The following is a 13,251-nucleotide window of genomic DNA, read 5'->3' as shown; positions in this document are numbered from 1 at the left end:
CATGAAGCTGCTGAGCGCATTGCTGTGGTCGTCACTGCTGGCCACGATGGCCCCGTCTGCGTGGGCGCAGGCCAACACGATTCCCCCGCAGCCGCACCTGCTGGTGAAGGGGCAGGGCAGCCGCACGGTGATGCCGGACCGGTTCGGCCTGCAGTTGAACATCGAAGAGACCGACATGGACGCCGACGCCGCGCGCCGCCGCGTGCAGGACAACGTTGCCCGCGTGCTGGCACTGTTCAAGCAGCACAAGGCGGTGGAGGGCAGCGTGCGTGCGGACAACCTGCGGATCGGCCCGGCCACGCGCTATGAGCAGAACCGGCAGGTCTTCATCGGTACCCGCGTATCGCGCCAGCTGCGTGCCAGCTTCGCCAGCGTGAAGGCGATGCAGGATGTGCTGGGGGCGTTGAAGGCCAACGAGAACGTACAGGTGAGCAGCCTGGCGCCGACCTATTCGGGCGAAGTGGCGCTGCGCCGCGAACTCAAGGGCGAGGCAGCGGCCCAGACCCGCGAGTCCGCGCTGGGCCTGGCCAAGGCCTATGGAACAAGAGTGCGTGGCCTGTACAGCATCTCCGATGTGGCGCCGAACTTCGCCTATGGCGTGCAGGCGGGCAATTGGCCCAGCAGTGGGGATCTGGTGACGCCGCCCTCGCCGCCTGCGCCCGAGGCACCGATGAACAGCATCGAGACCACGGGCTCGCGCCTGCGCGAGTCGGTGGAAGCCGGCCCCATCACCTACACCGAAAACGTGTACGCCATTTTCCTCATAAGCGACGGAACCTGACCATGTTGTGGATGATCGACAACTACGACAGCTTCACCTACAACCTCGTGCAGTACCTGCAGACGATGGGCGCCGAGGTGAAGGTGGTGCGCAACGATGCGATGAGCGTGGACGAGATCGCCGCGCAGAAGCCCGAGCGCATCGTCATCTCGCCCGGCCCGTGCACGCCCAACGAAGCAGGCGTGTCGCTGGAGCTGATCCAGCGCCTGGGCCCGACCACGCCGATCCTCGGCGTGTGCCTGGGCCACCAGGGCATCGGCCAGGTCTACGGCGGCACGGTCATCCGTGCCGGCAACATCATGCACGGCAAGACCTCGCCGATCCGCCATGAAGGCAAGGGCGTGTTCGCCGGCCTGCCGGACCGCTACCAGGCCACCCGCTACCACTCGCTGGTGGTGGACAAGAACAGTCTGCCGGACTGCCTGGAAGTGACTGCCTGGACCGAGAACGACGACGGCTCGATCGAAGAGATCATGGGCCTGCGCCACCGCCAGTTCCCGGTGGAAGGCGTGCAGTTCCACCCCGAGTCCATCCTCACCGAACACGGCCACGCCCTGCTGCGCAATTTCCTGCAGCGTCCGGCGGCCTGATCCAAGGAGCATTCCCATGAGCTTCTCCCCCCAGGAAGCCCTGCATCGCACCATCGAACACCGCGAAATCTTTTTCGACGAAATGGTCGACCTGATGCGGCAGATCATGCGCGGCGACGTCTCGCCGATGATGACCGCGGCGATCCTGACCGGGCTGCGCGTGAAGAAGGAGACCGTGGACGAAATCGCCGCGGCGGCCACCGTGATGCGTGAATTCGCCCGGCCAGTGCCGGTGGCCGATACCTCCAACCTGGTTGATATCGTCGGTACCGGTGGCGATGGCTCGCACACCTTCAACATCTCCACCTGCTCGATGTTCGTCGCGGCCGCCGCCGGCGCGCGCGTGGCCAAGCATGGCAACCGCAGCGTATCTTCCAAGTCCGGCAGTGCCGACGCGCTGGAAGCGCTGGGCGCGGTGATCGAACTGCAGCCGGATCAGGTGGCAGCGGCCATCGACCGGACCGGCATCGGCTTCATGTTCGCGCCGATCCATCACCCGTCGATGAAGGTCGTCGCGCCGGTGCGCCGCGAGATGGGCGTGCGCACCATCTTCAACATCCTCGGCCCGCTGACCAATCCGGCCAGCGCGCCGTCGGTACTGATGGGCGTGTTCCATCCCGATCTGGTGGGCATCCAGGCCCGCGTGCTGCGCGAGCTGGGCACTGAGCGCGCCATGGTGGTCTGGGGCCGTGACAACATGGACGAGATCTCGCTGGGTGCCGGCACGCTGGTGGGCGAACTGCGCGACGGCAAGGTGCGCGAGTACGAGATCCACCCGGAGGACTTCGGCATCGCCATGTCGGCCAGCCGCAACCTGCGCGTGGACAGCCCGGAGCAGTCCATCCAGATGCTGCGCGCGGTACTGGACAATGAGCCCGGCCCGGCGCTGGACATCGTTGCGTTGAATGCCGGCGCCGCGCTGTACGTTGCCGGCGTGGCCAGCGACATCGGCGACGGCCTGGCCCGCGCCCGTGCCGCCATCGCCAACGGCAGTGCCCGCCAGCGCCTGCAGCAGTATGTTGAGACCACCCGCGCGCTGGTTGCCTGAGCGCGCGGTTCAGCCTGACCCCGTCGATGGCCGATAATGGCCGTCCTCACCGCCCCCGCACCGAACCGAAGACGATGAGCGACATCCTGCAGACGATCCTGGCCCGCAAGGCCGAAGAAGTGGCCCAGCGCCGCGCCCAGCGCCCGCTCGAGGCGCTGCAGGCCGCCGTGGCCAGCGCCCCGCCGGTACGTGGCTTTGTGCGCGCCTTGCAGGCGGCGGTGGCCAACGGCGATCCAGCGGTGATCGCCGAGGTGAAGAAGGCCAGCCCGTCCAAGGGCGTCATCCGCCCGGACTTCCGCCCGGCCGACATCGCCGTCAGCTACGAGTTCGGCGGCGCCAGCTGCCTGTCGGTGCTGACCGACGTGGACTTCTTCCAGGGCGCCGACGCCTACCTGCAGCAGGCGCGCGAGGCGTGCACGCTGCCGGTGCTGCGCAAGGACTTCGTCATCGACGCCTACCAGGTGTACGAGGCACGCGTGCTGGGCGCCGACTGCATCCTGCTGATCGTCGCCGCGCTGGACGACACCCAGCTGGCCACGCTGTCCGAACTGGCGCTGTCGCTGGGCATGGACGTGCTGGTGGAAGTGCACGACATCGACGAGCTGGAGCGTGCGCTGCAGGTGCCGGCGCCGATGATCGGCATCAACAACCGCAACCTGCGCACGTTCGAAGTGTCGCTGCAGACCACGCTGGACATGCAGAACGCGGTGCCGCGTGACCGCCTGCTGGTCACCGAGAGCGGCATCCTTGGCCCGCAGGACGTGGCGCTGATGCGTGACGCCGGCATCCATGCCTTCCTCGTCGGCGAAGCCTTCATGCGCGTGGAAGAGCCGGGCGAGGGCCTGCGTCAGCTATTCTTCGCGGCATGACAACGCACTATCCAACGCCGCGCGAGGATGCGCCGCTGGTGGTCTTCGACTTCGACCACACCCTGTACGACGGCGATTCGGGCACCCACCTGTTCGCCTCGCTGATCAAGCGCAACCCGCTGCGCATGCTGGCGGCGCTGCTGGTCACGCCGATCGCCGGGCCGATGGTGGCGATGCTGCCGACCCGTCGCGCGGGCATCTCGGTCTATGTGTGGATCGGCAGCTTCGGCCTGCACCGTGCGCGTGACTTCAACAAGGTGATCGACGCCTATGTGCTGCGCAACCAGGCGCAGATGCGCGCCAAGCTGCTGCCGCAGGCGCTGGAAGTGTTCGCCGCGCACCGCGCCAAGGGCGACCGCGTGGTGGTTGCCACAGGTGCGCCGCCGGAGCTGGCGCGCGCGATCCTGGCTTTCGTGGCCCACCAGGACGTACCGGTGATCGGCACCGAGGTCGGCCCACGGCTGGGCGGCGTCGGCCCGACCCGCCACTGCCACAATGAAGAGAAGATGCGCATGCTGCGCGAGCGCGGCTACGGCGACATCGATATCGCCTATTCCGACAGCACCGCCGACCTGCCGCTGCTGCTGGCGGCCAAGGCGCCGGTAGTGGTGAACCCGAAGCCGGGCCGGGTGGCGTTCTTCCGCCGCGTGCTGCCGGCGGGTACCCGCATCCTCAACTGGGGTTGCGTGGACCGGGGCGGCGACAAGGCCTGATCCCGCCGCACGGTGATGGATCTGCCGGCCAGCGGCCGGCACTACCCCTCTCCGTCGCGGTTGTGCCGGCGCTTCTCTGTCCCGGTAGTGCCGGCCGCTGGCCGGCAAACGCTCAGCGGTACAGGTGCCCGTACACCGCGTGGCCAATCTGGAACAGGCTGATCCCCAGCACCAGCACGCCGACGGCCACCAGCACCCAGCGCTCCTTCACCCGCTTGACCAGGATGGCGGCTACCGGCGCGGCCATCATGCCGCCGATCAGCAGGCCGGCGACGATCTGCAGGTGCTGCACCCCCATCGACAGCAGGAAGGTCGCCGACACCGTCAGCGTGACCACGAACTCCGCCGCATTGACCGTGCCGATCGTGGTGCGCGCCTGGCCACCCCGGGCGAGCAGGGTGGACGTGGCGATCGGCCCCCAGCCGCCGCCACCGCTGGCGTCGAGCAGGCCCGCGAAGAAGCCCAGCACCGGTACCCGGCGGATCTCGCCCTTGGGCATCCAGCGTCCGGCCGCGCGGGCCAGGATGATGATCGCCAGCACCAGCAGGTACAGGTAGATCAGTGGCCGGATGATCTCGCCCGGGATCTGCGTGAGCACGTACGCGCCCACGGCACCGCCCACCGCGCCAGGCAGGGCCAGGCGCAGGAACAGGCGCTTATCGACATTTCCGGCTGCGAGGTGCGACACACCCGAGGCGCCAGTGGTGAACACTTCAGCGGTGTGGATGCTGGCGCTGACCTGCGCCGGGGGCAGGCCCATGCTCAGCATCACCGACGAAGACACCAGGCCGAACGCCATGCCCAGCGCGCCGTCGACCAGCTGTGCGCCCAGGCCGATGAGGATGAACCACCAGAATTCACTGCTCAGTTCCATGCCCCGAGCCTAGCGCGCGAAGGAGTGCGGACCAAGGTCCGCACCCACCGGGTGCTCAACGGTCAACGGGTGCCGTACAGCACCACGGTCTTGCCACGGGCATGCAGCAGGCCGTCGGTCTGCAGCTTCTTCAGCACGCGGCCGGCCATTTCCCGCGAGCAGCCGACCAGGCGTGCCAGCTCCTGGCGGGAGACGCGCAGCTGGCTGCCCTGCGGATGGCTCATCGCCTCCGGTTCCTGCGCCAGGTCGTGCAGGGTGCGCACGATCCGGTCGGTAACGTCCAGGAATGCCAGGCGGCTGGCCTTGCGGCTGGTGTCGAGCAGGCGCTTGGAGATCTGCTGGCCCAGCGCGTACAGCAGGCGCGGGGCGTCGGCCGACAGCGGGCCGAGGAACAGCTGATGCAGGCGCTCGTAGCTGATTTCAGCCAGCTCGCAGGCGGTACGGGTCCGCAGGATCACCTCGCGGCGGTCCGATTCGACGAACAGGCCCATCTCGCCGACGAACTCGCCGGCACCGAAGTAGCCCAGCACAAGCTCGCGATCGTCATCTTCCTCGGCCATGATCGAAACCGAGCCGCTGATGACGTAATACAGGGTTCCCGCCGGGTCACCGGGTCGGAAGACGTCGGTACGGGTGGGATATCGCCGCCTGTGGCTGTGCGCCAGGAAACGATCGATTGTGGCGATATCCAGGGCCAGTGGACTGCTAGCTAGGCGCACGGTTGACACGATAGGGGCGCTCCCTCTGCGCATGAACGGATTCACGGGGTCGATAGCGGAGCTTAACCAGCGCAATTGTTAAGGGCAAACAGTGTGCCAGAACTCTTGCGTCTTCACGTTCCCCCCGGGGGCAGTTTGCCCCATAATTCCCCCTTTCCCTTCTTACACAGGAATCGACCGCCGTGGTCAAGCCGTTGCCTCGCCTGAGGCTGCAGGGTTTCAACAACCTCACCAAGGCGCTGAGCTTCAACATCTATGACGTGTGTTACGCGCGCACCGAAGAGGAGCGTCAGCGTTACATTGAATACATCGATGAAGAGTACAACGCCGACAGGCTGACTCAAATCTTGACCGATGTCGCCGAGATCATCGGCGCCAACATCCTGAACGTGGCCCGCCAGGACTACGACCCGCAGGGTGCCTCGGTGACCATCCTGATCTCCGAAGAGCCGGTGATCGACAAGAAGCAGGCCGGCAAGGAACTGATTCCCGACGCCGTGGTCGCGCACATGGACAAGAGCCACATCACTGTCCATACCTACCCGGAAACCCATCCGCAGGAAGGCATCGCGACGTTCCGCGCGGACATCGACGTGGCCACCTGTGGCGTCATTTCGCCGCTGAAGGCCCTGAACTACCTGATCGAGAGCCTGGAATCGGACATCGTGATCATGGACTACCGTGTCCGTGGCTTCACCCGCGATGTGAAGGGCAAGAAGCATTACATCGATCACAAGATCAACTCGATCCAGAACTTCCTGGCCAAGAACATCAAGTCGCGTTACGAGATGTTCGACGTCAACGTCTACCAGGAAAACATCTTCCACACGAAGATGCACCTGAAGGACTTCGACCTGGACCAGTACCTGTTCGAGGAAAAGGCCAAGAACCTGTCGTTCAAGGAACGCATGAAGATCGAAGCGCTGCTCAAGCGCGAGATCGAAGAGCTGTTCCACGGCCGGAACCTGTCCGAGTAAGCCCCATGTGCGATGCCCGCAGGCATCGCCGCCCAGGCGGGACGACCCGCCCCGTGGAACCAGTGCCTCGCACGCGTTACGGTTCCACGGTGATGTACCGACCCACGGCCCGGTGTGAAAACACCGGGCCGTTTCGTTTTTCCCAAAAAGGTAAGGAGCCCCCACCCATGCCCTGGATCTATCTGCTGCTGGCCGGCCTGTTCGAGATCGGCTTCGCCCTCGGAATGAAGTACTCCGAAGGCTTCAGCAAACCCCTGCCCACCGTTGCCACGGTGGTGTCCGCCCTGATCAGCCTGTACCTGATGAGCCAGGCGATGAAGAGCATCCCGGTCGGCACCGCCTACGCGATCTGGACCGGCATCGGCGCCATGGGCGTGGCGGTGCTGGGCATCTATCTGTTCAACGACAGTGCGTCGCCGGCCCGCTTGGCCTGCGTGGGCCTGATCGTAGCCGGTGTGATCGGCCTGAAGCTGGTCTCGCCCAACTGATTGATGGCTCGACCAACGGTCGGGCCCCACCGTCGCCCCCACACCTCCTGGTAGGCCCGCACCGTTGGTGCGGGCGACCCTTCAAATGCGGTAGGCGATGGTCTTCATCACCCTGGAAGCCAGCGCCATCGCGCCCGGGATCGGGAACGGCAGGCGGCGTGCGCCGGCCTGTTCGGCGTGCTCCGCATGGCGGGCCTCGTCTTCCTTCATCACCTGGATGACCGCGCGGCTGCGCAGATCGCCGGCCGGCAGGTCGACCAGGTGCTCGTCCAGATGGGCTTCCACCTGGCGCTCGGTTTCAACCACGAAGCCCAGGTTCCAGCCGTCGCCGCGCAGACCCGCCAGGGTGCCGATGGTGTAGCTGCCGGCGTACCACAGCGGATTGAACAGGCTCGGGCGGCTGTCCAGTTCATCCAGCCGGGTCGCGCACCAGGCCAGGTGATCGGTCTCTTCCTGGGCCGCTTCCAGCAGGTGTTCACGGGTGGCCGGGTCGCGGGCCACGGCCGCCTGGCCGAAGTACAGGCCCTGTGCGCAGACCTCGCCGACATGGTTGATCCGCATCAGCCCCGCGGCGTGGCGGCGCTCGGCGCGGCCCATGCCCGGCTCGCCGGTGCCTGCGGCCGGGTAGGGGCGGGCCGCCGGAGGGTTGCCGAACACCGTGTCCAGGGCGCGCTGCGCCTCGGTCAGCAGGTGGTCCAGCGGGGTGGTCTGGCGGAGCACGGTCATGGCGGCACGCGGTGGGGCGGGAGACCCGCCGATTCTCGCCCGCCCCCGCTCCCCTGCCAACCCGGGGCAGGGCCAGCTTGCACCGAGGGCGTGACCTGCGTACAATCCCGCCTCTTGCGCTTCACCTTTCACAACGCGTGGCAGAGTTCCGGCGAGTCCTTCGCCGCAATGAGCCCGACCTAACCTAGAGTTCTTCATGAGCACTTTCACTGCCAAGAACGAGACCGTCCAGCGCGACTGGTACCTCGTCGACGCCGAGGGCAAGACCCTGGGCCGTCTCGCCACCGAGCTGGCCCGCCGTCTGCGCGGCAAGCACAAGCCGGTCTACACCCCCCACGTTGATACCGGCGACTACCTGGTCGTCATCAATGCAGAAAAGATTGCCGTCACCGGCAAGAAGCTGCAGGACAAGATGTATCACCGTTTCACCGGCTACATCGGCAACCTGAAGACCGAATCCCTGGCCCAGGCGCTGGAGCGCCACCCGGAGCGCGTGATCGAGATCGCCGTGAAGGGCATGCTGCCGAAGGGCCCGCTGGGTCGCCAGATGTACCGCAAGCTCAAGGTCTACGCCGGCACTGAGCATCCGCACGCCGCACAGCAGCCGCAGGTTCTGGATATCTAATCATGGCTATCACTCAAAACTACGGCACTGGCCGCCGCAAGTCCTCCACCGCTCGCGTGTTCCTGCGCAAGGGTTCGGGCAACATCACCGTCAATGGTCGTCCGCTGGACGAGTTCTTCGGTCGTGAGACCGCGCGCATGATCGTGCGCCAGCCGCTCGAGCTGACCAAGAACACCGAAAGCTTCGACATCCTGGTCACCGCCGCTGGCGGCGGCACCACCGGCCAGGCCGGTGCGATCCGCCTGGGCATCGCCCGTGCGCTGGTCGAGTACGACGAAACCCTGAAGTCCGAGCTGCGCAAGGCCGGCTTCATGACCCGTGACGCCCGTGAAGTCGAGCGTAAGAAGGTCGGTCTGCACAAGGCCCGCCGCGCCACCCAGTTCTCCAAGCGCTGATTTACCGCGCCTGGTTGGGCTCCTGCGGGAGCCCGCTGGTTGGAAAAGCAAAAGCCCGGCTTTGGCCGGGCTTTTGTTGTTTTGGAGTCAGGCATTTCGTGGTTGCCGGCCAGCGGCCGGCACTACCCGGGGTTTCGCATCTCGGAAGGGGTGGGGTCAGAGCCTTTTCCTTTGGAAAAGGATCCGACCCCGGGCCTCTCTCTGGAGAAGAGCCCCCTTGATGTTCAAGGGGGCGCGCCGACAGGCGCGGGGATAAGGTGGGATGCGCGACCAAATTAAAAGCAAAAGGCCAGATCTTTCGATCTGGCCTTTTGTTTTTAATTTGGCTGCCCCGGATGGATTCGAACCACCGAATGCCTGAGTCAGAGTCAGGTGCCTTACCGCTTGGCGACGGGGCAAAACGTGCAACTATTTTCTCACTTTTCACACTGAAAAACAACTTGATTTTCAGTGTGGTGGCTATGGGTGGACTCGAACCACCGACCCCAGCATTATGAGTGCTGTGCTCTAACCGGCTGAGCTACATAGCCTTGGTGAGCCCGCTATTCTGCGGATGTGTATCGACCCTGTCAACACTTTTGTGTCGTGCTTGTGGGCCGACAGAGGGCATGGGATAGTCCCGACCAGTAGATTTTCTTAGGAGTCCGCATCGTGATCGATCCGGACGGCTATCGACCGAACGTCGGCATCGTGCTGATGCGGCAGGACGGCCAGGTGTTCTGGGCACGACGCGTGCGCCGGGATGGCTGGCAGTTCCCGCAGGGTGGCATGAACACCGACGAGACGCCTGTCGAGGCCATGTATCGTGAACTGCAGGAAGAGACCGGCCTGCTGCCTGAGCATGTGGAAGTGCTCGGGGCCACGCCCGGCTGGCTGCGCTACAAGCTGCCGGCGCGGGCCATCCGCCGCAACGAGCGGCAGGTCTGCATCGGCCAGAAACAGGTCTGGTTCCTGCTGCGCCTGACCGGCGACGAATCCCACGTGACGCTGGACCACACCGACTCGCCCGAGTTCGACCACTGGCGCTGGGTCGACTTCTGGTACCCGGTAGAGCACGTGGTGATGTTCAAACGCGGCGTCTATGCGCGTGCCCTGCGACACCTGGCGCCACTGGCGCGTGGCGTGGCCGGGCAGGGCGTCACCGCCATGCCCAAGAGCGCCGCCGAGGCCTGGATGCCGGGCCACACCGCCGGGCACGATCGCCCGCGCAAGCGCCCGCGGACCCGAGGGTACTGGCCGAAGAAGGTCACGGGCGACGGCCCGGCCAGCTGACCGGCTGAACGGTATCGAGAATGGTTCAGGTCTCTGATTGACAACCATTCTCGTTTCCATTGGAATAGCCACCAGGCCGCTTCTGGCCTGTCAGCCCGGTTCCCGCCTGTGTACGTCTGCATCTGCAACGGAGTCACCGACCACCAGATCCGCGAAGCCGCCAGCCATGGCGTGAGCACGGTGGCCGAACTGACCATGCGTACCGGTTGTGGTGCCACCTGCGGTTCCTGCCTGGACATGGCCGGCGACCTGCTGGCCAAGGCACGTGCGACCCACGATCTGCCGCTGCCGGTATTGGGCCTGGCGCAGGTCGCCTGATCGCCTTTTCGCGGCGCGTTGACGCCGCGCTTTCGCATCCTTCACCTTCGGCCGCGCAGGCCAATGCACACGATTCGCGTTCCTTCACGAGCGCACGCGAGGCGTTAAAGTGCCTGCGTTTTCAGCGTGCAGGAGCACCCCCATGAAGGGCGACACCAAGGTCATCGAATTCCTCAACAAGGTCCTCTACAACGAGCTGACCGCGATCAACCAGTACTTCCTGCACGCCAAGATGCTGAAGAACTGGGGCATCAAGGAACTGGCCGAACACGAGTACAAGGAATCGATCGACGAGATGAAGCATGCCGACATGCTCGCCGACCGCATCCTGTTCCTTGAAGGCCTGCCGAATTTCCAGGCGTTGGGCAAGCTGCGCATCGGCGAGAACCCGACCGAGATCCTGCAGTGCGACCTGTCGCTGGAACGCGATGGCGTGGTCACCCTGCGCGAGGCCGTGGCCTATTCCGATTCGGTTGGCGACTACGTCAGCCGCCAACTGTTCGTGAAGATCCTCGATTCGGAAGAGGAGCACATCGACTGGCTGGAGACCCAGCTGGACCTGATCGAGCGTATCGGCGAGCCGAAGTACCTGCTGAGCAAGCTGGAAGAGTGAGTCAGCCGCCCTGGCCGGCGCGGTGCTGTGCCAGGTAGCCCGTCAGTGCAACGCGCGCCCGGGCGAATTCCGCAACCAGCAGCGCCACCGCCACCGCGGGGCGCTGCAGGCTGCCACTACGGGCTTCGTGCTCGATCCGCTGCGCGATCGCCGACAGCGACAATGCGCCGACGTTTGCACTCGATGACTTCAGGCTGTGCGCTGTGGCCTGCAAGCGCAGCTCATCGCCGTTCTGCGCGGCCAGCTGCAACTGCTGCACCATCACCGGCGCATCTTCAAGAAAGACCATGACGATCTGGGTGGCAGCGTCGCCGATCACGGTGTGCAGTTCATCCAGCACGTCGCGGTCGATCACCGGTTTCGGCGCGGCTTGGCTTGTCGTCTCCTGTAGAGCCGAGCCATGCTCGGCTGATGGAGTGGGAGTGCCACTGGCCGTCAGCCGAGCATGGCTCGGCTCTACAGACGGCTCCACAGAAAATTGTCCAGGTGATGCAGCTTTGCCGCCACCCCAACGCAGCAGCAGCGCATGCAGCGTGGCGCGCGCGATCGGCTTGGACAGGTAATCGTCCATGCCCGCCTGCAGGCAGCGCTCGCGGTCACCGGCCATGGCGTTGGCGGTCATGGCGATGATCGGCAGGCGGGCGCGCCCGGTCTCCACTTCTTCGGCGCGCCAGCGGCGCGTGGCGGCGTAGCCGTCCAGCACCGGCATCTGGCAATCCATCAACACGATGTCCACGCCGCCTTCGCGAAGGGCGGCCAGCGCCTGCTCGCCATCGGCGGCGTTGCGCACTTCGCACTGGAACACGCGCAGCAGTTGTTCGGCGACCATCCGGTTGACCGTATTGTCCTCCACCAGCAGCACACGCAGATGCAACGGCGGCAGCGTGGCAGCCGGTTGCTCGTTGTCCGCGCTGGCCAGCAGCGCAGCGGGGCGGGCGGGGGCGACCGGTGCAGCCAGCAGTGCATGCAGGGCCGCATCGTCGAAGTGCGGGGGCAGCTGGCGCTGGCGCTGGCGTTGTGGAAGTGCGCCCTCCTGCAGCCACAGCACCTGCAGCGCATCGTCGTCACCACGTTCACTCAGCGCCAGCTGCAGCGTGGCCTCACCGTTGCGGCGTGCGCGGGCATCGACCAGCAGCCATGCCGGTGCCGGTTGTCCGGGCCGCGCGGGAGCGCGCAGGCGCTCGACCACGGCATCCAGCTGTGCCAGCACCTGCACCTGCAGCCCATGGTGGGCGGCGATGCGCTCGATACGTGCCTGCAGCGTTGCATCGGCACTGAACAGCAGCAGCGGTGCCGGTGCGCGCGCCATCGCCGGCAGGTCGCCAGCGACCTTCAGCAGCGGGATCTCGAACCAGAAGGTTGCACCCTGGCCCGGCGTGGAGTGCACGCCGATGTGCCCGTGCATCAGGTCGATGATGCGCTTGCAGATGGCCAGGCCCAGGCCGGTGCCGCCATAGATGCGGGTGGTGGATGCGTCGGCCTGGCTGAAGGACTGGAACAGGCGCGCCTGCAGCGCGTCGTCGATGCCGATGCCGGTATCGATGATCTCGAAGCGCAGCTGGTGCTGCGCGGCACTTTCACCCAGGCGCAGCACGCGCAGCTGCACCTGGCCGCGGGCGGTGAACTTGATGGCGTTGGCCAGCAGGTTGCTCAGCACCTGGCGCAGGCGCACCGGGTCGCCGCGCACCGGCAGGCGCACCGATGGATCCAGTTGCAGGCCCAGGGCCAGGCCCTTGGCGTCGGCGGCCCGCTGCATCAGCTGTACCACGCCATCGAGCAGGTCGCGCAGGTTGAAGCTGGTGATCTCCAGTTCCAGCGCCTGCGCTTCCAGCCGGGAGTAGTCGAGGATGTCGTCGACGATGCGCAGCAGCTGTTGCGAACTGGCCGAGGCGGTGGCCAGCATCTGCCGCTGGTCTTCGCCCAGCGGCCCGCGTGCGATCAGCTCCAGCATCGGCAGGATGCCGTTGAGCGGGGTGCGGATCTCGTGGCTCATCGTGGCCAGGAACTCGCCCTTGGCCAGCACGGCCGCCTCGGCGGCCTGCTTGGCCTGCAGCAGCTGTTGCTCCAGCTGGCCCTGGCGTTCGGTGGTATGGCGAAGCTGGTCGCGTTCGGCGGCCAGCGCACTGTGCGTGCGCTGCAGCTGGGCCAGCGCATGGTTGCGCGCGCGCAGGCGCAGGCCCAACAGCAGCAGCGCGATGGCGGCCGCAGCAAGGGCAACCAGCAGCACGCCCCACAGCGGCACG

The 13,251-nt window shown here is 66.1% G+C and carries 16 protein-coding genes and 2 tRNA genes; 12 read left to right on the top strand and 6 right to left on the bottom strand.

The window, feature by feature from the left end:
- The first annotated feature begins 1 nt into the window (after position 1).
- From AC5P56_RS02425 to AC5P56_RS02405, 5 genes are all read left to right on the top strand, one after another.
- Positions 2-781, top strand: coding sequence for an SIMPL domain-containing protein (locus tag AC5P56_RS02425; protein ID WP_111205884.1), 780 nt, complete (start codon positions 2-4; stop codon positions 779-781).
- A 2-nt stretch (positions 782-783) separates the two neighbouring features.
- On the top strand, positions 784-1,371 hold the full coding sequence (locus tag AC5P56_RS02420; RefSeq protein WP_495231444.1) for an anthranilate synthase component II: 588 nt from the start codon (positions 784-786) through the stop codon (positions 1,369-1,371).
- A gap of 16 nt (positions 1,372-1,387) precedes the next feature.
- Entirely contained in the window at positions 1,388-2,419 is a 1,032-nt protein-coding gene (gene trpD, locus AC5P56_RS02415) for an anthranilate phosphoribosyltransferase (protein ID WP_197575488.1), read from the top strand.
- Positions 2,420-2,493: 74 nt separating this feature from the next.
- The gene (gene trpC, locus AC5P56_RS02410; protein WP_008264665.1) at positions 2,494-3,288 is read left to right on the top strand and encodes an indole-3-glycerol phosphate synthase TrpC; all 795 of its coding nucleotides are present in this window, start codon (positions 2,494-2,496) and stop codon (positions 3,286-3,288) included.
- Positions 3,285-4,001, top strand: coding sequence for a haloacid dehalogenase-like hydrolase (locus AC5P56_RS02405; RefSeq protein WP_005419826.1), 717 nt, complete (start codon positions 3,285-3,287; stop codon positions 3,999-4,001). The genes trpC and AC5P56_RS02405 overlap by 4 nt, the downstream gene beginning before the upstream one ends.
- A 112-nt stretch (positions 4,002-4,113) precedes the next feature.
- Here AC5P56_RS02405 and AC5P56_RS02400 read toward each other — a convergent pair whose 3' ends face one another.
- Together AC5P56_RS02400 and crp are read right to left on the bottom strand one after the other, a co-directional pair.
- On the bottom strand, positions 4,114-4,875 hold the full coding sequence (locus tag AC5P56_RS02400; RefSeq protein ID WP_010482650.1) for a sulfite exporter TauE/SafE family protein: 762 nt from the start codon (positions 4,873-4,875) through the stop codon (positions 4,114-4,116).
- A gap of 62 nt (positions 4,876-4,937) precedes the next feature.
- Positions 4,938-5,627 (bottom strand): cAMP-activated global transcriptional regulator CRP, encoded by a 690-nt coding sequence (crp, locus tag AC5P56_RS02395; protein WP_010482649.1) that lies wholly within the window; start codon positions 5,625-5,627, stop codon positions 4,938-4,940.
- Positions 5,628-5,776: 149 nt separating this feature from the next.
- On the opposite strand from crp, the gene speD reads away from it, so the two are divergent.
- Positions 5,777-6,571: an adenosylmethionine decarboxylase gene (gene speD / locus AC5P56_RS02390; protein WP_014648662.1), complete on the top strand. Its 795-nt coding sequence runs from the start codon at positions 5,777-5,779 to the stop codon at positions 6,569-6,571.
- A gap of 167 nt (positions 6,572-6,738) precedes the next feature.
- Entirely contained in the window at positions 6,739-7,059 is a 321-nt protein-coding gene (locus AC5P56_RS02385; RefSeq protein WP_005419816.1) for a DMT family transporter, read from the top strand.
- 81 nt (positions 7,060-7,140) lie between these two features.
- Here AC5P56_RS02385 and coq7 read toward each other — a convergent pair whose 3' ends face one another.
- Positions 7,141-7,785, bottom strand: a complete 645-nt coding sequence (gene coq7, locus AC5P56_RS02380) for a 2-polyprenyl-3-methyl-6-methoxy-1,4-benzoquinone monooxygenase (RefSeq protein WP_049440046.1) — start codon at positions 7,783-7,785, stop codon at positions 7,141-7,143.
- Positions 7,786-7,981: 196 nt separating this feature from the next.
- Between coq7 and rplM the strand changes: the two genes are divergently transcribed.
- Positions 7,982-8,410, top strand: a complete 429-nt coding sequence (gene rplM, locus AC5P56_RS02375) for a 50S ribosomal protein L13 (protein WP_005414692.1) — start codon at positions 7,982-7,984, stop codon at positions 8,408-8,410.
- Positions 8,411-8,412: 2 nt separating this feature from the next.
- The gene (gene rpsI / locus AC5P56_RS02370; RefSeq protein WP_005411311.1) at positions 8,413-8,805 is read left to right on the top strand and encodes a 30S ribosomal protein S9; all 393 of its coding nucleotides are present in this window, start codon (positions 8,413-8,415) and stop codon (positions 8,803-8,805) included.
- Positions 8,806-9,128: 323 nt separating this feature from the next.
- Here the strand turns inward: rpsI and AC5P56_RS02365 are convergent.
- Both AC5P56_RS02365 and AC5P56_RS02360 read right to left on the bottom strand, forming a co-directional pair.
- Positions 9,129-9,203: transfer RNA gene (locus AC5P56_RS02365), tRNA-Gln, on the bottom strand.
- Positions 9,204-9,258: 55 nt separating this feature from the next.
- Positions 9,259-9,335: transfer RNA gene (locus AC5P56_RS02360), tRNA-Met, on the bottom strand.
- A gap of 121 nt (positions 9,336-9,456) precedes the next feature.
- On the opposite strand from AC5P56_RS02360, the gene AC5P56_RS02355 reads away from it, so the two are divergent.
- From AC5P56_RS02355 to bfr, 3 genes are all read left to right on the top strand, one after another.
- On the top strand, positions 9,457-10,077 hold the full coding sequence (locus AC5P56_RS02355) for an RNA pyrophosphohydrolase (protein ID WP_014648660.1): 621 nt from the start codon (positions 9,457-9,459) through the stop codon (positions 10,075-10,077).
- Positions 10,078-10,185: 108 nt separating this feature from the next.
- Positions 10,186-10,395: a (2Fe-2S)-binding protein gene (locus AC5P56_RS02350; protein WP_005411309.1), complete on the top strand. Its 210-nt coding sequence runs from the start codon at positions 10,186-10,188 to the stop codon at positions 10,393-10,395.
- A 142-nt stretch (positions 10,396-10,537) separates the two neighbouring features.
- Entirely contained in the window at positions 10,538-11,008 is a 471-nt protein-coding gene (gene bfr / locus AC5P56_RS02345; RefSeq protein WP_005419804.1) for a bacterioferritin, read from the top strand.
- A gap of 1 nt (position 11,009) precedes the next feature.
- Here the strand turns inward: bfr and AC5P56_RS02340 are convergent, their stop codons facing one another.
- On the bottom strand, positions 11,010-13,250 hold the full coding sequence (locus AC5P56_RS02340; RefSeq protein ID WP_142235101.1) for an ATP-binding protein: 2,241 nt from the start codon (positions 13,248-13,250) through the stop codon (positions 11,010-11,012).
- Position 13,251: the final 1 nt, after the last annotated feature.

Source organism: Stenotrophomonas sp. YJH_SMC_131 (genome assembly GCF_059367975.1).
The sequence above is the reverse complement of the archived record's forward strand: the minus strand, read 5'-3'. Positions and strand labels throughout refer to the sequence as shown.